We start from the raw sequence: 19746 nt of genomic DNA on the forward strand, positions 1-19746 counted from the left end.
ATAAGTCTTTAGATATTCTTTATATAACAAAATAATTATAATAAAATACTTTTACTATTTTTTATATACATAAAAACACCTAACTTATTACTATAAGCTAGGTGCCTTTACATATATTTTTCTATATATTTCAACTTTGTTTTTGTTTTACATATTGTAGTGCTTTTCTATTCTGTTTTACTGCTTCCAAGCAAATTTTTTCTGTTTGATTATCAACAAATTCCAAAGCTCTATAGTTTTGTCTTACTGCTTCTAAACATACTTCTTCTGTTTGTTTATTTACATATTTCAACATTCTGTAATCTTGCTTCACTGCTTTTAAACAAACTTCTTCTGTCTGCTCTTTCACATATTTAAGAGCTTCATAACTTTGATTTACTGCTTCTAAGCAAACTTTTTCTGTTTGTTTCTTTACATACTGTAAAGCATTATAATTTTCTCTTACTGCCTCTATACACATTAATTCTGTCTGATTTTCTATATATTTAAGAGCCTTTCCATTTTGTTTTACTGCTTCTACAAAAACTCTTTCTGTTGGAACTTTTACATAGCTTAATATTTCTTTTATTTGAAGTTCTTCAAATGAATCTTTTATTGCCTCTATACATATATCTTCTGTCTGTTTTTTTACATATTGCAAGACTTTCCCATTTTGTCTAACTGCTTCTATACATATATCTTCTGTCTGTTCTTTTACATATTGTAGTGCTCTTCCATCATTTCTAACTGCTTCCATACATATATCTTCTGTCTGTTTTTTTACATATTGTAGTGCCATATAACTTCTTCTAACTGCTTCTATACATATTTTTTCTGTCTGTTCATTTACATAATACAATGCAAAATCATTCTGTTTTACTGCTTCTATACATATTTCTTCGGTTTGTTCTTCCACACAAGGTAGAGCACTATAGTTTTCTTTTACTGCTTCTAAACATATAGTTGAAGTTTGTTCTTTAACATAAGCTAAAGATTTTCCATCTTTTTTTACTGCTTCCAAACATATAGTTGGAGTTTGCTCTTTTATGTCTTTAAGTATTTCTGCAACATCATTTTTTGATGCCATTTCTATAAATGCTAGACATACATCTTCAGTCTGCTCTTCTACAAATTTAAAAACTTCCATAACATCATGAGTAGATGCATGTTTTATAGCCTCAATTAGTACATTATCAGTCTTATCATTTATGTAATATAAAGCTCTGTAGTTTTGTTTAACGGCTTCTATACAAATATCCTCAGACTGATTTGTTATATACTTAAGAGCTTTGTATGTCTGTTTAACGGCTTCCATACATACCTTATAAGTCTTATTTTTTACAAACTCAATTATAGTCCCATCCTGTTTTACTGCTAGTAAACACATTTCTTCTGTCTGATTTTCTATGTCTTTTAATTCTCTGTAATCATACTTTACTCTGCTTAAGTCATTTAAATGTACTTTATTGTCTTGCTTTAAACTCTCCTCATTATCCTCTATATCATCCTCAAATTCTTCATCATCTAAATAGTCATCTTTTTCTGGTAAAAATATAGATTTAATTTTATTTTTTATATCCATAAAATTAACCTCCTTTAATACGATTTTATCATTAAAGTAAATCGTTTTTAAGTATTTATTTAATTAATTTTATATTAAGTTCCTTTAAAAGTCTATTCATTGTCGACAGATTATATTTTACATTAATAAATTTATTTTACATATGTGGGGTAATAAAGTTAATAGTGGACATTTTCCATCCCATTAGTATACACTATTTATATTTATTACTCATTTATAGTGATTTTTTTCAATTTTTTTATTATTTACTATATCATAATTATCCAATTTATGATATTATTTAAATATAATATAAGTTTTATAAAGTATATTAAATATATTATAAAGATGGAGGTCGAGTAATTTTGAAAGGAAACATAGTACAATTTAATTTTGCAGATATAGAGGAAGAAGTATATTCGTTAGATTATGCCATAGCATGGAATACAGACGAGGAAAACGTAAGCATAATCCCATTTACAAATAAATTCTGTAAAGAATCTATAGAATCTTTTTGTCTAGGTAAGATTGACAACTTTGTTGAAATATTAAATGAAGGATTTGTTGAAAATCATCATTATGTGCATTTAGATAAAATAATCAATGTCCCTAAGAAAAAGGTTAATTTAGTTTATCAACAAGACACACATGGTTATCTTTTAAGAGATGATAATAATGACCTTATTCCTGCAAAAATAACTTCAGAACAATCTAAATCCATATCAAATAAGATGGAGTTATTCTGTGCTGGTGAAGAAAAATGTTTAATCAATATATTACTAAAGGCTGACCCATCATATATTTTAGATGTAGATAGTATAAAGGATAAGAACATTTTAAACTTAGGTTATGAGTCTATTGATAGATACAAGGAATACAATTTTGATGATGATAAAATCTTAATATTTTTTATAAATAAAAAGCGTTACTCAGTAATTATGAAAAAAACAAATAATTCTAATAATGATTTAACTGCTAGAAATAATGCTATTAAAGAATTATTTACTACTAATGCAGCAAGTCTTAACTAGAATTACAAGTTTAGCTCATATTACCAATTAAATTAATAATAATATACAAAATGGGAGTAGATAATTCTACTCCCATTTATTTATAATAAACAAATAAATCCATAAACCCATTGAGTGATTATAATTTTTAGATTGTGTTATCTTGCATTTTTAAATTTAAGGTAACTTTCTATTCTAAACTTTAATCTCTATATCAATATCATCAACTGTAACCACTTACAATTAAATCTTTAATAATCAAACTTTAGACTATCTATATTAAAACTCAAATTAGATTCAGGATTTATTTGGATATCACATTTATTTTATTAACTTTTATTTAATTATCCTTTATTTATAAACTTAGTCTTCCCTTAATTCTATTATTAAATACTTTTAATTATTTTTCAATACAATATTAATTTTTAACAATATTTATTTTAGATTTATTTTGTAAAGCCAGACACTTTCCACACTCCCTTTTCATTTACAATATCAATATTAATATCTGAGAAAGTTCCTCTTCCAGTGTCACTCATTATATCATTACCCCCAAATATAACATTATAACATCTCTTATCATTTTCTTTTAAATCAATCTTTTCCATATATACAATTTTATCATTATTAATATAATCTGGTAAATTCATCCCAAACTTAGTATCATTAAAAAGCTTATGATTATCCAAATTAATGAAGAGAGTACTTATCTTACTTTCTACATCCATAGTAGTTAATAAAACCTTTGTATTATTTTCTTTTATAGCCTTTATATACATTTTTATTAAATCCTCATTACTTAACTTTGATACCTCTATATATAAAGAATTTGACTTATCTATACAATTATCATCTACCCATGTATTTAAGTCTTCTTTTGTCACTTCCTTAAAACTATGTCTTTTTAAGCTAATAGCATTCCCTTCATGCCTTCCAGAATCAATATACGCACCTACAATTTTTCCTTCATACCTTATTATTATACCTCTAGTACTTAATAGAGTATCTTCAAGTTCATCTGATAACGGTTCATTTAAATTGTATATCTCAGCAGTAATCTCTTTTGATTTTAAGTTTGAAAAATCTAACCCTATATCTTTAGATAGCTCTATATTATATGCCCAGTACATCCTCTCTACTGTATCTTCTGATGAATACTTAAAATTATTTGGAATTGTTTTTTGTTGAGATGATATTAGAAAACTTGGCGTCCAGTTATACTTTTTAAAAAGTTCATTTACATCATTAGGTACTTTTGAATATTGAGGTCTAAATTCTTCAAGTGATGATATTAACCTAAAAAAATCATGTGGTACATTAAATTTTTCATTATCATATTCAATCTTTCCAATATTATGTATACTATCATATGAGTAATTTATAATTTTTTGTTCTCCATCACCATTATAAAAATTTATACTCTGACTTTTTAATGTAATCTCATTCATATCTTCCCCATCATAATACTCTACATTATTTAAATAGTTTAATATTTCATTTATTAAATGTTTATCTGAAATTAAAATTGGCTTATGCTCTTTTTCTTGGCTAATATTATTGTAAATTTCTATTTTTTTTGTATCTTTTAAATCTAAATATACTTTTTTATCATATTTGTTACTTATTAGGTTGTTTTGTGTATTTAAATATAATATTATAGAACTCAAAATAAGTATAGCTATGATGAATACCTTTGTGTTTTTACTTTTCAAATTGTATACCTCCATTAAATATTTATTAGATGCAGACTATATTATTAATACCAAACCATAAATATTATAATATCTTAAATTATACAATAAAAAAGCCATAGTATATAGAACAAACTATGGCTTTTACTTATTCATTAAATAATTTTTTACTATCTATAATCTACATAAATAAGTATTTATATAGATATAATTTAATAATTACATATTAAAAGTAGTTTCAATATATTTCTTTATTTCTTCAGCAGTACCCATATTAAGTACCTCATCAGCTAATTTTTTCATATCGGCTTCTTTAACTGAAGTTATTAATTTTCTAGCAGGAAGTATTGATATTGGAGACATAGAGAACTCATCTAATCCCATACCTAAAAGTATTGGTATCATTTTTTGGTCTCCAGCAGATTCTCCACACATACCTGCCCATTTACCTTCTTTATGTGCATTGTCTATAACAGTCTTTATAAGTCTTAAAACAGCTGGATTAAATTGATTATAAAGATAGCTTATTTTTTGATTCATTCTATCAACTGCACAAGTATATTGAATTAAGTCATTAGTTCCTATAGAGAAGAAGTCTACATGTTTAGCTAGTACATCAGATATTACAGCAGCAGATGGCACTTCTATCATCATACCAATTTCTACATCTTTAGCATAAGTTATACCTTCAGAATCAAGTTCTGCTAAAACTTCTTTTACAACTTCTTTAGCTTGTAATAATTCTTCTAAAGAGGAAATCATAGGGAACATGATTCTTAGTTTTCCATGAACACTTGCTCTGTATAAAGCTCTTAATTGAGTCTTAAATATATCTTTTCTGTCTAAGCAAAGTCTTATTGCTCTATAACCTAAGAATGGATTCATTTCAGGTTCCATGCTTAAATAACTTAATTCTTTATCTCCACCTATATCCAATGTTCTTATAACTATAGGTTTTCCATCCATTCCTTCTAGTACAGCTTTGTAAGCTTCATATTGTATTTCTTCAGTTGGGAAAGAATCTCTATCCATGTATAAGAATTCTGTTCTATAAAGACCAACACCTTCAGCATCATTCTTTATTAGACCTTCTATATCATTAGGAGTTCCTATATTACCAGCTAATTCTACATGCTTTCCATCTAAAGTCACAGATGCTTTTCCTTTTAATAACTGTAATGCTTTTCTCTCTTCTTCATATTTAGCTTTTAACTCAGTATATTTATTTATAGTATCTTCATCTGGATTAACGATTACTTCACCAGTATCTCCATTGAAGACTACAAAATCTCCATCCTTAACATTTGAAGTTATATCACTTAATCCAACGATTGCAGCTATTTCTAAAGTTCTAGACATGATAGCTGTATGAGAAGTTCTTCCACCTATATCAGTTAAAAATCCTAAAACCATTTTTTTATTCATAGTTGCTGTATCTGATGGAGTTAAATCATGTGCTATTAATACTACTTCTTCACTTAAAGCAGATAAATCAACAACTTTAATTCCTAATATATGTCTAAGTATTCTATTTGTAACATCTTTTATATCTGCTGCTCTTTCTTTCATATATTCATTGTCCATAGACTCAAACATACTAACAAACATCTCTTTTATTTCATTTAAAGCATACTCTGCGTTTACATTTTCAGTTTTAATCTTGTCTATTGCAGAACCAATTAATTCTGGGTCTTCTAAAACTAATAAATGTGCTTCAAATATTTCTGCCTCTTCTGCTCCTAATTCTTCAGAAGCCTTTTCCTTAACCTTTATTAATTCTTCTTTAGAAACTGCAACTGCATTTTCTAATTTAGCAATTTCCGCTTCAACATTATCTATAGATTTTTTTTCAATTACTAATTCACTATGCTCAACTACTAACGCTTTCCCTAAAGCAACACCTGGAGAAGCACCTATTCCTTTGTAAGCCATAACCCTACCTCCTAAAAAATATCTTCTGTATTTTCATACTAAATTTATGATTAAAAATATCTTATTTCATATTCTAAAATATTTGTATTTTCATACCCAGTTAACAATAGTCTTAATCTTCTGATTAAATAAACATGAAAGTAACAAAGAAATTAAATATCTACAAATGTCAATCTGTATATGTTTAATGCTTCTCTGTTACTTTTACTTTAAGTAATGATTAGATTATAAATATCAAACTTAAAAAAATTATTATATCTACTCTCCAAATCCACTTTCAACTAATTCAACCATTGCAGCTAAAGCTATTTCTTCATCGTCTCCATTTACAACTAACTTTAATTCTTCTCCTTGAGCTAAACCTAAACTCATTATTCCCATTATTGATTTTGCATTTACAGTCTTGTCTTTTGCTACAACCTCTACTGTTGATTTGAACTCAGCAGCCTTCTTAACAAACATTCCTGCTGGTCTAGCATGTAATCCACTTGCATTTTTGATACTAACTACTTTTTCCATTTTTTAAATCCTCCTATAGACTTTACATTTTATATTTTTTAAAATTGTTTTCCTATTTTTTACTTTAATGGTACTTAGTGGTACTTTTTTGTCCTATGGTCATTTTTTGTTCCCACTAGTGCTACAAAAATATTATACTACTAATATACACTTTTTTCGAGTATAATTACAAATTTTTTTTTGTTTTTTATTTAACTTTGATTTTTTAAGTCTTTTATAATACAATTTGTCAATAATTTTGTATTTTTGTTCTTTTTAATACTAATTTTAGGTCTAATTTCAAAATTAGAAGCTAAATTTTTATTAGAATCAATATTTGTATTTACAACATCTATAACTTTGTTAAAATCATATAATTTTATTCTATTTATGCTATTTTCTTCAAGTTTTTTTTCATATATACAGTAAAATAAATCTTTGTATGAAAAATTTTTGGGTAATCCAAGTACTTCACCAAGTTTTGGTATTACACTTTCCATAATAGTTCTTAAAGAAACATCTCTCTTTATATTTAATAAATTACAAATAAATTGCACAGTTTCATTACTCATACTTCTAAACTTATCAAAACAATATTCTTCATTGTATTTATATTCTACATCAAAATAATATTTAATCCCATTACATCTTTCATACGCTTTCATAGTATCTAAGTAACCCAATCGAATATTTTTTTCTACATTGTCTCTGTCTTTATTTAGAGAACCTCCCAAATACTCTGATGGTATTATAGTTTTTATATTTATATTCTGATGTTTATTTAAATTCATTTTTCCAAGAAAATCATCAATCAGCCTAATTACAACAACATCTTCATACCCTTTGTCTTCTAAAAGTCCTATTGGCATATTGTCACAAAACATTCCATCAAGATATAATTTATCATCCATCATATTTGATTGAAAAATAGGCAAGCTAGAACTAGCAATTAAATAATCAATCAATCTCCCTTGTGGCATATCTTCTATATACATTGGATGTGGATTAATCTTTTTATCCCACCACACTGTAACAAGTCCAAAGTCTTTTTTTGATTTTCGTATTATATCTTCATTTAATGTAGTTTCCATTAGTTGTCTCATAGGGCTTATATCTATGCCTTCATTTTTTCTAGCCTTATTTATAAGTTCAATAAGTGCATTGATATTTTTAGTAGTGAAATCTACATTTTTAAATTTCTCATAAGTATCTTTATCCATATTCATAAAGTGAGTATAATCGTAGTTTAACCAAATATCTTCCATTACTTCAATATCATTTTGAATTATATATGCTCCATTTAAAGCACCAATTGATGTCCCAGTTACTCCTTGGAACTCTATTCCAAGCTCTCTTAAAGCCTTATATGCCCCTATTTGATAGGCACCTTTTGTTCCTCCACCTTCTAAAACTAATCCTTTCATATTATCACCTACTATATTAAAAACGTTTCTGATTTCTATTTCTCAGCAAATATTAATTCAAAAAACTATTTTTAGTTATTGGAGAAAAATAAAATTGTACAAATTTATTTTTATTTTATCAAAAAACCATTTAAAAGTATATATCTTTAATGTTTTTTATATGGTTAACTTTTTATTCAAAATTTAGATAAATAATTAACATTCCGTGATTTTCTTTATATCTACAGATGCTTATATACCCAAAGAATTCATTATTAAGTTATCCATTTTTATCTGCAATCTTTCTATCTTTTCTTTATCCACAGAGTTGTTTAATAAAATTGATATTATTTCCTTTGACAAACTCTCTATCTCTTCATAATTATTATCTCTAAAAATTCTTATCTTCATAACCTTATTAGGATAGTAATCGTATATGTTTTTACTCATCTTTTTAGCAGTTATTTTAAAGTATTTATCATAAATGCTAGAATTTAAGATTCCAACTAGATATTCATATGAAAATTTATCTAAATATTCTTCTTTTATGAAAAAAGAATATACATCTGCACTTGAAAAGTTATTATCATAATCTATAGCAAATCTATTTTCTTTTGATTTATAAGGATACATTATTTTTTTTCTTTCGAAGAAAAGCTTTTCTCTTCCCCATTGAAGTTCATACCATTTCCTTATTCCATTTTTACATTCTCTTCTGTTTTCTAGCTTTGACTTGTATATTCCTATAATCTCATCAAGTATTTTCTTATTTTTTTCTTCATCCTCTATGTCATTTGAGTATATTAACCTATATTCACTTTTATCTACTATATATTTATTTATATTTTTACTTTTTATCCAACACTTTAAAAATTTATCATCCACAAGGTTCAATTTTACATCATTTTTACTTAAAATAAAGGCCTTATCACAACCTGTGATTATTCCTTGAAAACTTATTGCTATATCTTCCAAACTATAGTTGCATTTTTCTTGTATCTTATTATAAAAAACTCCATCAGCTTTATTTACAAGTATCCATTCATCAGACAACAAACTTTGATTTATACTAAAATAATCAAAGTTACTACTATTTAAAAGTTCTTCTAGTGTTTCAAATTTATTTATACATATATCCTCATTTTTTATTTTAAATACATCTATTGATTTCTCTTTTGATTTTTTCTTATCAAAAGTAAGTATACAACTAGATACCCCTATATTTTTAAATATATTTGCACCTAAAAAATCTACTACTTCTTTAACTCTAACATTTGATTTAATATATTCTCTTAAATCTTTACCTGATAGACTTTCTAAAAAATATCTTGGAGTTATAACACTACCAGTTCCTCCTTGTTTCAAAATGTCTATAATCTTTTTATAGAAACAAAAATACAAATCAGCTTTATCTTTATAAACTTCACTGTATTTTTCTAGGAGAAATTTTTTATATTTCTTTTCAAGTTTTTTATGACCAATATATGGCGGATTACCAATTATATAATCAAACTTATATCGCCAGTTCTTTTTAAGGCTATCACAACAAAATAGATTAATCTTTATATTAGATTCCTCTAAGTCATTTATTGCCTTTTTGTTTATTAAGCTGTCTTTTAATATATTTATAGCTTTCTCATCAATATCAGCACCATATATACAATAATTTAATATATGACTGTGTATATTATCAACAGTCCAATAAGCCTCATCATACTTCTCTTTTAATTCATAGATATTTTCCTCGAATAAGTCATATAAAATATCGTATACTTCCAAAAGAAAATTTCCACACCCACAAGAAATATCGAGTATTCGTGGGTATGGATTTTTAATTATATCGTGATTTTTTAAAGTTTTTTTTACAATATAATCGACAATGATTTTAGGAGTATAGTATATTCCACTTGCTTTTTTAGTATCTACATCTAAACTATTCTCATACTCTTTAGACAGTAGAAAATTATCTTGAGATATATCATCCATAGCTGAAAACCTCCAATTATTATCATAGCTGAAAATTTATTATTCTAGTATTTGTCTTATAGATTTTCTTGATAAAAGTTTATAGATTTCTTTTTCTATTTCTAGTAACTCGCGATTTACTTTGCAACCTTTTAAGCAATTACTGCAATTGGATACATATCTCGTACATTTATTTATATATATTTTTCCATCAATTAATTCTACAATAGTTCTTAAACTTATTGTATCCAATGATACATTTAACATGTATTTCTTGCCATCTTCTTTATTAAGAGTAAGTACATTATTTGCACAAAGTTTTCTAAGAAGTTTATACAGTGTTAGTATTGGTATATCTTCACTTTTTAATATTGTTTTAACATCTATTGGATTATCTTCTCCATTATTAAATATAGCTCTTATAATTCTTATTGAATAATCTACATCTTCTGAAATCATTCTTCCGCCTCCTCAACTGCCATGTATCTATCTAAAAGAGTATCTTCTAGATTTACATAATTTCTGTCAGTAAGAATTCTTTTATAACTAATCTCATCTAAAGGTTTAAAATAGATGTAACCTTGTATTAAATTGCATCCCATTTCGTTTAAAACTTTAACCTGCTCCATATCCTCTACACCTTCACATATAACAGTTAAGTTCAAATCTTGTGAAAGATTAACAATTGCTTTTACCATAAACTTTGTCTTTGTATTTGTAACTATATCCATTATAAGTGACCTATCAATTTTTATAACATCTAGTGGTATCCCCTTAAGATTAATAAAATTCGAGTTGCCTACTCCAAAATCATCTAATGATATGTCTATACCTAAAGATTTAATCTCATAAAGCCTCTCACTTATAAATTTTACATCTCTTAGTGCTGTTGTTTCTGTAACTTCTATTTCTATGAGTTCTTTAGGCACATTATATGTATTAAACATTGATTTAAAAAAATCTACTAAATCATTTTTGTATAGTTCCACCCTGGAAAGATTTATTGAAACTGGTAAGACATTTATACCTTCTGAAATCCAATTATCAATAGTAACAAATACTTCTTGAATTAGCCATCTACCAATATTATTTATCAGACCACTTCTTTCAGCTATAGGAATAAACTTATTTGGTCCAACCATACCTAAAGACGGATGTATCCATCTTATTAATGCCTCTGAACCTATAATTTTACCTGTACTCGAATCAACTTTGGGTTGATAATGGATTACAAATTCCTTGTTCTTTATAGCTAAGAATAAATCTTGCTCTATTTTCATAAGTGATTGTATTTCTTCTTCCATTGCAGAATCAAATTCTACATATTCTATATGCTTTAGTCCTTTTGACTTAATCCTTGCCATATCAGCATTGTCCATAGCTTTTTTTATATCAACTTTATCATCATTAAATCTATAAATTCCAATTGATGCCTCAACATTTATATTCATTTTAAAACTATCAATCTGACTTAATGTCACAATTTTATTCCTAATGAGATTTACCAAATAAGGAATCTTTTGTTCTCTGTCTTCAAGCTTTATTATTAATATAAAAACATCGCTTTTTAGTTTTCCATAAATAGCCTCTTCACCAAAATAACTTTTTAGATTGCTTGAAATATTATCTAATACTTCATCCCCTAACTCATAACCATATATATCATTTATAAGTTTAAGTCTACATAAATCAAAACAAGCCATAACACAGTTTTCTTTCTTATTGCTAATAATATAATTTTGAATATGTTTTAAAAAGTTCTCATCCTTAGTAATATTCATAATCTTATCTGAATTATTTACTATTTCTAAATTAATTTTATCCTCATATAGCTTGATTTTAAGATACGAAATAAATATATTTATAGTAAATAATATTAATAAAAGTAAAATTAATACCTTTATATATATCCCAACATGCCTTGTGAGTAAAACTATTCCCAAAATTCCGATTATGATAAAAATTATTTTATTTAAACTGTAAATTTTTGTCATACTATTCTTATTCATATAAATTCCCCTATATTATTTTTAAATTATCTTACAATCAAACTTTTTCTATATTAATTATAAAGCACAATTGATAGTAAATCAATGTAAGTTAACATCACAAATAAATAACTATGTTATATTAAATTTACTTTCTTAAATTTCATAAATATTTACTTTCTTAACAAAAAAACTATGAGATTAGATATATGTAAAATAGTTTCTAATTTCATAGTTTTTCAATTCAAATAGTATTTTTTGATACAATTCAACAGAATAAATTTAATCCAAAGTATACAGTTTCATATTTAAGTAAATCCATACATAAACATGAACTTAATTTATTTTTTCCCTTTAGAATCTAAGTATGAAAGTATACCTTGAACAATACCCTCTGTAAGTTGGTCTTGATATTTTTCATTTATTATTTTTTGTTCTTCTGATGGTGTCGTTAAAAAACCACACTCTATCAATATAGCAGGCATATCTGATTCTCTAAGTACTTCAAAGTTGTTTTCAACTATACCTCTATCCTTTACTTTAACATAGGATGATATAGTACTTTGCACTGACTGTGCAAGATCTTTTGAGCCATCTGTAGCTTTATTCCTATACCAGGTTTCTATACCTGTTGCTGTATTTCCATTTTTCTCTGCATTTAAATGGATAGAAACAAGCACATCAGCAGAACTATTTTTCGCTAGATTAACTCTATCCATCAGCGATACATATGTATCATCAGTTCTAGATACTACAACTTGAATATCTTTCTGTTTAGCTAATTTATTTGCTAATTTCTTTGAAATTTGTAAATTTAGGTCTTTTTCATATCTGTTACTAGTCTTACTTTGGGTCCCTTTATCATTTCCTCCATGACCTGGGTCTATGAATACAGTATATTTTTTATTTTTATTTTCTTCTTCATTGCCAAGATCAAATTGCTCTGACTCAACGTTTTGTTGTTGGTTAGTTTTATTGCTTTTATCCATCCCTTTTACTAAAGCTACTACACCTTGAGTAACTTTAAATGCAATAAATAAAAATAACATCGTAAAGCAAACCAACACTACTAATTTTTTCTTATTTAATTTTCTTTTTTTTCTATTCAGATGGCTAGTATTTTTAGATTTGTTTCTTGAATTATTGTTATTATTGCTTTTTGACATTTTTTCACCCTTCTTGGTATAAATTTTCACATTTTTTTATAATATTAGTGTTATTTTTTCATAATATTAGTGTTATTTTACCACCAAGAAGGTTTTTTTTCAATAATTTAAAACATTCTACAACCTAAAACATCAAAATTCTCTAATTATCCACCTAAAGTAACATCTTGTGTATCATACCAGCTAAAGGCATCTTTTATATCATCACCTCTAAAATCTGGCCAATAATTATCTATAACATAAAAGTCTGCATAAATCGATTGCACAGGTAAAAAACCGCTTAATCTCCTTCTTCCACCCCATCTGATTATCAAATCTAATCTTGATACATCAAATGACTGTATGTAATCTTGTATGTTATTTTTATTTACATTTTCTACTCCTGATATATTATTCAGGTCCCAATACCAACCATAATTTACCAATAGATTTGCTTTTATCTGACCTTCCCTAGCTTGGATTCTATTAGTATATGGTAATAATTCTTCTGGAAACATTGGAGATTTCGTATTTCCAACAACTAATAAAGCTGCACCCTCATCTATTAATATATTTGCAGCATCAATACATGCTTTTGTAAAAGCTTTTGTCTGCACCGATGGACGTCTTGTATTGTCAGTTGTAAATCCATAAAAAGTTACTTCTTCGCAACCTAAATCTCTACATAATCTATAAGATTCCAGTCCAGGATTTATTCCACTTTCATATCCTCTATCTTTTGTCATACCATTTTGACTCGCCCATCTTCTATTTCCATCTGGGATAATTCCTACATGTTTTGGTACTCTCATTTCTAATCACCTCTTAATAGGTATTATTATCAAAATATTACATTATTAATCAAAACTGTAACATTAAATACATTTATTTTTATATAATTATGTAGTAAACTAATTTAAGATAGAGTTTAAAAAACTTGGAGGTTTATCATGAAAAAAATTTTAATATTGTTTTTTTCGATAATCTTATCATTTGGAATGGTTAGTTGTTCTTCAAGTGGTGATTACAAAAACGTTTCTACATCGAAAATTGAAAAGTCATTAAAATCTTCTGATTTACTTGTAAAAGAATCAAAAGTCTTTGATGCAAAGGAATTTAACTATTTCAATGATGTGGAAGAGGACATCATTCAAGGTTTTGTAATTAATTCTTCTGAAAAATTATCTCTAGAAGATATTATCGTCATAAAAACTGACGATGTAGATAAAATCTATAAAACTCTAGAAAATTATAAAAAAGACATGATACAAGCACCTTTTGGAGAAGGACATGGAGAAAAAAGCAATTCTGAAATAGCAAATAATACTATAGTTGAGAAAGCAGGCAGATATGTTTATCTAATTTCTGCTGAAAATGCCTCTCAAATAGAAAACAAAATACTGAGTATAATAAAAAAATAAATATCATTATTGATATTTATTAAATATCAATGTAATTTTTATATAAATAAATTTATTTTGTTAAAAATTACATTGATATTTTTTATTTGTTTAATTAGTATAATTTAAACCTCTTTTAGCTTTTTCTTTTTTCCTAAAACTAGACTTATTAATATCAATCCAACCATAATTACAGTCAATACCAAGTATGTCATCCATGCTAATGTATATCCTCCAGACATATCATATAGTTTTCCTGTAACAGCTGAACCTAAGGCTGCTCCCAATAAAACTACTGCATTTACTACACCAACTATTGTTGAATAATCTCTTTTGCCAAATATCTCTGATGTGATAAGAGCAGGTACAATAGTTCCCATACAGTTTCCAATTCCCCAACATATAATAAATACTATTATAGCTGGATACTTACTAGCAAATAATAGAGCCAATACCCCTAGAAATACTTGTAATCCAACAAATATAACACCTTTTTCACATCCAACTTTATCAAATACATATCCTAGAAGTATTTTGCCTAATATAACTACTCCCATGTTTATAGATATAACACTTGCTGCAAAAGTTGGAGAATACCCTATATCAGTCAAATAAGATGCAATATGCATTTGTACTCCCATAGCTATTATTGTAATCAAAATTAATCCTACAACCATAATCCAAAATATTTTAGTTTTTACAGCATCTCCAAGCATGATTCCTTTTACAGAATTGTCTAAAACGTTTTCAGAAGAATTGCTATATCCATATGGCAATAAACCTTTATCACTTGGTTTTTCAGACATAAATATCAAAACTACTGGTATAGTTGTGACTAATATTATTATTCCTAACACTAAATAGGATTGTCTCCAACTGTAGTTTAATATTATATAGTTAGCTATAGGATTAAATATCATACCACCTACTCCACTTCCCATAAAAGTTAAACCTAATGCTAGACCTCTTTTTTCTACAAACCAATTGCTTATTATTATTGATAGAGGAGTTAGAGTTGTCATACCTAACCCCAAGCCTGAAAATATACTCATTAAATAAAAAACATATATACTGCTTGCATATGAATATCCTATATAACCAATTCCTGCTAACACACACCCTACAAGCATTATATTTTTTAGTTTAAATTTCTTTGCTAATTTCCCCATAAAGAGCGCTATTACCATGGTAGACAAAGCAATTACTGTATAATAAAGAGAAAACTCAGACCTAGAAAAACCTAGGTCTTCTGTTACAGGTTTTATAAATAAACTTGCACAATTATTTACTATTCCATAAACAGATATCATTAGTATTAAGCCAGCAAATACAACTAACCATCCTCTAAAAAACCCTTTTTGTGAATTAGATATATTATTTGATTCCATTTTTTACCCCCCAATTTTAGTGATTTTAAGATTAATTTATTATTTAAGGTATAATTCTATTTTTAAAATAAAGATTATACCAATGGTTTATATTCAAATCCATCCAAAGATTTTGTAAACTCTTCTTTTGATTTTTCAAGCTTTTCTCTGTCCATCAAGATATCATATGCAGAACAAGCAAGCACTTTCGCTGCACTTAACATTGCTTCAAAACCTACATTAGAACCAGATGATGAACAAGCTTGCCAAGTATGTGCTGCTGTACCAATAGGCCATGCCGCCATAGCAAATTGTGCAGTTGGTACTATATAGCTTATATCTCCTACATCAGTTGAACCAGATACATTTTTGTATTTATAATCTTCAAAGTCAGCAATATCATCATGTAGATATTTTTCTACTATATTAAAATTTCCTTGAAATGAAGTTGCTACATTTCGTCTTTCTTCTTTTGTAATTGTATTTGCTAATTTGTGAGCAAAATCTAAATCTTCAGCTTTAAAGTTCGGTGCTCCTACCAATCTCATATTCTCAGATACAACATCTGTCAAACTTTGATTAGGTAAATAATCATACATTGCATCTATAACTTCATATTCCATTTCTGTTTCTGTCATCATCGCTGCACCTTTAGCAACTTTTACCAATCTATCAAGAGTACTCTTTACATCTGATGCTTTTTTACCTCTTAAGAAATACCATGACTCTGCATAACCAGGAACTATATTTGGTCTTTCTCCTCCATTAGTTATTACATAGTGCATACGTATAGAGTCCAGTATGTGTTCTCTTAGATAATTAGCACCTACATTCATAAGTTCAACTGCATCAAGTGCACTTCTACCAGTATGTGGAGATTGTGCTGCATGAGAAGTAATTCCTTTAAATCTAAATTTCATAGAAAAATTTGATAAACTAGTTGGTCTCCAAGGGCTATTTACATCAAAAGGATGCCAGCTAAAAGCGCAATCTATCTCTCTAAAACATCCTTTTTTATACATATTACATTTTCCTACTCCACCTTCTTCAGCTGGACATCCAAAATATTTTATAGTTCCTTTGATATTATCCCTCTCCATAACTTCTTTTAATGCTACTACTGCTCCTACTCCTCCTACTCCCAACAGATTATGACCACATCCATGACCTGGAGCAGATTCAGTTATAGCTTCTTTAATTAAAGATACTTTCTGAGATAATCCTGGTAAGGCATCATATTCTCCCAATATCCCTATGACAGGTCTACCTTCTCCAAACTCTGCTACAAAGGCAGTTTCTATTCCTTGCACAGTATTTACTCTAAATCCACTTTCTTCTAAGTACTTCTTTTGTACACCGCTTGCAAAATATTCTTCATATGAAGTCTCAGGATTTTCCCAGATTCCTTTTGCCATTTCTACTAAATCTTTTTTATGTTTATCAACACAACTAATTAAATCATTTTTCATATTTAAAACCCTCCTAGGAATAATTATTTTTTACTTGTGACTTACTATATAAGCAATGATTGTGCCAAGTAAGTAGATTTTAATCTCAGTAAGTCTTGTAAGACTTACAAACACTCTTTTTTAAAATTTTAATTATTCTGATTAAATAAATAATATTGTAAACAAAAAAAATAAATGGGATATCATTAAATCGATATCCCATTTACTTTCTATTTATAAGTTTTTAGTAACCCATTTCTCCCCTTTTTCTTCAAGATGACTCCCATTTCTCCCAATACTCTTTCCGATATATCCCTCTGACTCTAAAAAGTTCATAATTACTCTAACACTATGTTCACTTGAATTTACATTGTTTGATTGTAATTTCTTTACTATCATTCTTCTTCCACAATTTTCTTTATATAATATCCTCATAATCTCACATGCTATAAGATTATCTCGATGGCTTAAGTTCTCAAAATATACATTATAAGATTTTTCTATATTATCATTAACTTCAGAATCTGTATCATTAAGCATGTTATTTTCATATGCTCTGTTTTGATTATTGTCATATGTATTTAAAGTAAATTCTTTATCTTCAATATACTTATTTTGGTAAGAATCTTTATATATCATAGGCAAATCATCTATTGTAAGTAATTCACCACCAAAGTTTCCAACATATTCAATACAATTTTTTAATTCTCGTACATTTCCATCCCAGTTGTATTTGTACAGAAACTTTCCTAATTCGTCATCGATTTTTTTATAAGGATATCCCATATTTGCTAAAAAATAATTACATAGCACAGGTATATCTTCCTTTCTCTCTTCAAGTGGAGGTATACTGAGTATACAAGTACTAAGTCTGTAAAATAAATCTTTTCTAAAATTACTGGAATTTCTAAGTTCATCTATGGTCTTATTAGTAGCAGCAATTACTCTTATATCCAATCTAATTTTTTCATATCCACCAATTTTAACTATTTCCTTTTCTTGCAGTACTCTTAAAAGCTTCACTTGAAATAATTGACTTGTATCTCCTATTTCATCTAAAAATATAGTTCCGCCATTAGCTATTTCAAATAAACCTTTTTTACCCTGAGACCTAGCCCCTGTAAAACTTCCACTTTCATACCCAAACAATTCACTTTCAAGTAGTTCATCCGGTATTGCTGCACAATTTATAGATATAAATGGTCGATTCCTTTTATCTGAACAATTATGAATAGAGTGAGCATATAACTCTTTTCCTGTTCCTGTCTGACCTAATATCAGTACTGTTGAATCTATTTTAGCGTATTTTTTAGCATATTCTATAACTTCTTTATTCTTCTTAGAGTTTCCCACTATATCATCAAACGTATATTTAGCTAAATAAGATTTATTTATCTTTCCAGTATTTCCTTTATATGCTTCAAACACTTCATCTATAAATATAGACTCTTGATAATTTTTACCCATAAAGTTTATATTGTTTTTACTGACTATAAATTCCTTATTTAAAGTTTTATCTGAGTAATATATATTCTTTTTAAGATTTGTACGTTTAAATAAGTTGTATATATTTAGTAGTGGCTTAATTGTACTTAAATTTTTTCCTATATTACTTTCCTTTATATTAAGTAATTTTCTTGCATAGTCATTATATAGCTCTATAGTTTTATCTTGATTTAAAATAATCATCCCTATTGGTATCGAATCAATTAAATGTCTTACTCGATTTTTATATTTCAAATCTTCCATTATAGATTTAATATCAATCTCATCTTCACTATATACATTTTCTTTCACTACTTTTAACTTAGATGATACTACACTTGGGTCTATTTCTAGTCTTTCCAATATTTGTAAATATCCATTATATACAATTTCTCTCCAACCGATATCAATAAAATTTGTAACAAAATCTGGTGTATAAAAAACTTCTCCCAAATAAACTGCTGTATCTACATTTTCTATATGCACACCAAACAACTCTTTGTTATATGGTATAAATTCAATGTGATTTATCCCTAACTTTTTTAGTATTGCTATACATTCTAATGTATATATCCATTCAGGAGTTATAATGAGAACCCTTTTTCCTTTTGGAATTTTACTCAACTTTTCCACTGCATCTTTAGTATACATAGTTTTTACTAAAACTAATTTTTCTTTATTTCTCTTTATCCATTTATCTACTATCTGTTCATCTAAATAATTCATCGCTACTATAACATCACAATTTGACAAGTTTGAATCTTCTATATCATAAGCTTCTATTTTTGCAACATCTCCCAATACCTTTTCAAGTTGCAATTTATATGCTACTTTTAACTTATCATTTATACCAGCCAAAATAATCTTTTTCATT

At 27.0% G+C, this 19746-nt stretch carries 15 protein-coding genes; 2 read left to right on the forward strand and 13 right to left on the reverse strand.

Annotated elements, in window-relative coordinates:
• Positions 1-130 precede the first annotated feature (130 nt).
• The gene (locus tag Q3223_RS00170) at positions 131-1561 is read right to left on the reverse strand and encodes a DUF4116 domain-containing protein (RefSeq protein WP_167640829.1); all 1431 of its coding nucleotides are present in this window, start codon (positions 1559-1561) and stop codon (positions 131-133) included.
• A 344-nt stretch (positions 1562-1905) separates the two neighbouring features.
• Here Q3223_RS00170 and Q3223_RS00175 point away from each other — a divergent pair, with 344 nt between their 5' ends.
• Complete coding sequence (locus Q3223_RS00175) at positions 1906-2571, forward strand: hypothetical protein (RefSeq protein ID WP_054271327.1); 666 nt, start codon at positions 1906-1908, stop codon at positions 2569-2571.
• 425 nt (positions 2572-2996) lie between these two features.
• On the opposite strand, the gene Q3223_RS00180 is transcribed toward Q3223_RS00175, so the two are convergent.
• The 9 genes from Q3223_RS00180 to Q3223_RS00220 form a co-directional block, all read right to left on the reverse strand.
• On the reverse strand, positions 2997-4262 hold the full coding sequence (locus Q3223_RS00180; RefSeq protein ID WP_284182276.1) for a DUF4830 domain-containing protein: 1266 nt from the start codon (positions 4260-4262) through the stop codon (positions 2997-2999).
• A gap of 198 nt (positions 4263-4460) precedes the next feature.
• A complete protein-coding gene (gene ptsP / locus Q3223_RS00185) occupies positions 4461-6173 on the reverse strand; it encodes a phosphoenolpyruvate--protein phosphotransferase (protein ID WP_074178812.1) in 1713 nt (570 codons plus the stop codon).
• 258 nt (positions 6174-6431) lie between these two features.
• Positions 6432-6692, reverse strand: a complete 261-nt coding sequence (locus tag Q3223_RS00190; RefSeq protein ID WP_231301197.1) for an HPr family phosphocarrier protein — start codon at positions 6690-6692, stop codon at positions 6432-6434.
• Positions 6693-6883: 191 nt separating this feature from the next.
• Positions 6884-8095, reverse strand: a complete 1212-nt coding sequence (locus tag Q3223_RS00195; protein WP_054271331.1) for a patatin-like phospholipase family protein — start codon at positions 8093-8095, stop codon at positions 6884-6886.
• A gap of 231 nt (positions 8096-8326) precedes the next feature.
• A complete protein-coding gene (locus tag Q3223_RS00200; protein WP_167640826.1) occupies positions 8327-10060 on the reverse strand; it encodes an Eco57I restriction-modification methylase domain-containing protein in 1734 nt (577 codons plus the stop codon).
• Between the two features lie 39 nt (positions 10061-10099).
• Entirely contained in the window at positions 10100-10498 is a 399-nt protein-coding gene (locus tag Q3223_RS00205) for an Rrf2 family transcriptional regulator (protein ID WP_054271333.1), read from the reverse strand.
• On the reverse strand, positions 10495-12048 hold the full coding sequence (locus Q3223_RS00210) for a bifunctional diguanylate cyclase/phosphodiesterase (RefSeq protein ID WP_074178810.1): 1554 nt from the start codon (positions 12046-12048) through the stop codon (positions 10495-10497). The genes Q3223_RS00205 and Q3223_RS00210 overlap by 4 nt, the downstream gene beginning before the upstream one ends.
• 320 nt (positions 12049-12368) lie before the next feature.
• The gene (locus Q3223_RS00215; protein ID WP_079739783.1) at positions 12369-13193 is read right to left on the reverse strand and encodes an N-acetylmuramoyl-L-alanine amidase; all 825 of its coding nucleotides are present in this window, start codon (positions 13191-13193) and stop codon (positions 12369-12371) included.
• Positions 13194-13339: 146 nt separating this feature from the next.
• Complete coding sequence (locus Q3223_RS00220) at positions 13340-13984, reverse strand: undecaprenyl diphosphate synthase family protein (protein WP_054271335.1); 645 nt, start codon at positions 13982-13984, stop codon at positions 13340-13342.
• A gap of 138 nt (positions 13985-14122) precedes the next feature.
• Here Q3223_RS00220 and Q3223_RS00225 point away from each other — a divergent pair, with 138 nt between their 5' ends.
• A complete protein-coding gene (locus Q3223_RS00225) occupies positions 14123-14593 on the forward strand; it encodes a DUF4358 domain-containing protein (protein WP_054271336.1) in 471 nt (156 codons plus the stop codon).
• A gap of 104 nt (positions 14594-14697) precedes the next feature.
• On the opposite strand, the gene Q3223_RS00230 is transcribed toward Q3223_RS00225, so the two are convergent.
• From Q3223_RS00230 to Q3223_RS00240, 3 genes are all read right to left on the reverse strand, one after another.
• Positions 14698-15960, reverse strand: coding sequence for an MFS transporter (locus Q3223_RS00230; RefSeq protein WP_054271337.1), 1263 nt, complete (start codon positions 15958-15960; stop codon positions 14698-14700).
• 74 nt (positions 15961-16034) lie between these two features.
• Positions 16035-17408 (reverse strand): M20 family metallopeptidase, encoded by a 1374-nt coding sequence (locus tag Q3223_RS00235; RefSeq protein WP_284182277.1) that lies wholly within the window; start codon positions 17406-17408, stop codon positions 16035-16037.
• A 213-nt stretch (positions 17409-17621) separates the two neighbouring features.
• Complete coding sequence (locus Q3223_RS00240; protein WP_219672931.1) at positions 17622-19745, reverse strand: sigma 54-interacting transcriptional regulator; 2124 nt, start codon at positions 19743-19745, stop codon at positions 17622-17624.
• Position 19746 lies beyond the last annotated feature (1 nt).

This window comes from Clostridioides sp. GD02367 (assembly GCF_045900275.1).
In the GTDB taxonomy this organism is placed as follows: domain Bacteria; phylum Bacillota; class Clostridia; order Peptostreptococcales; family Peptostreptococcaceae; genus Clostridioides; species Clostridioides difficile_A.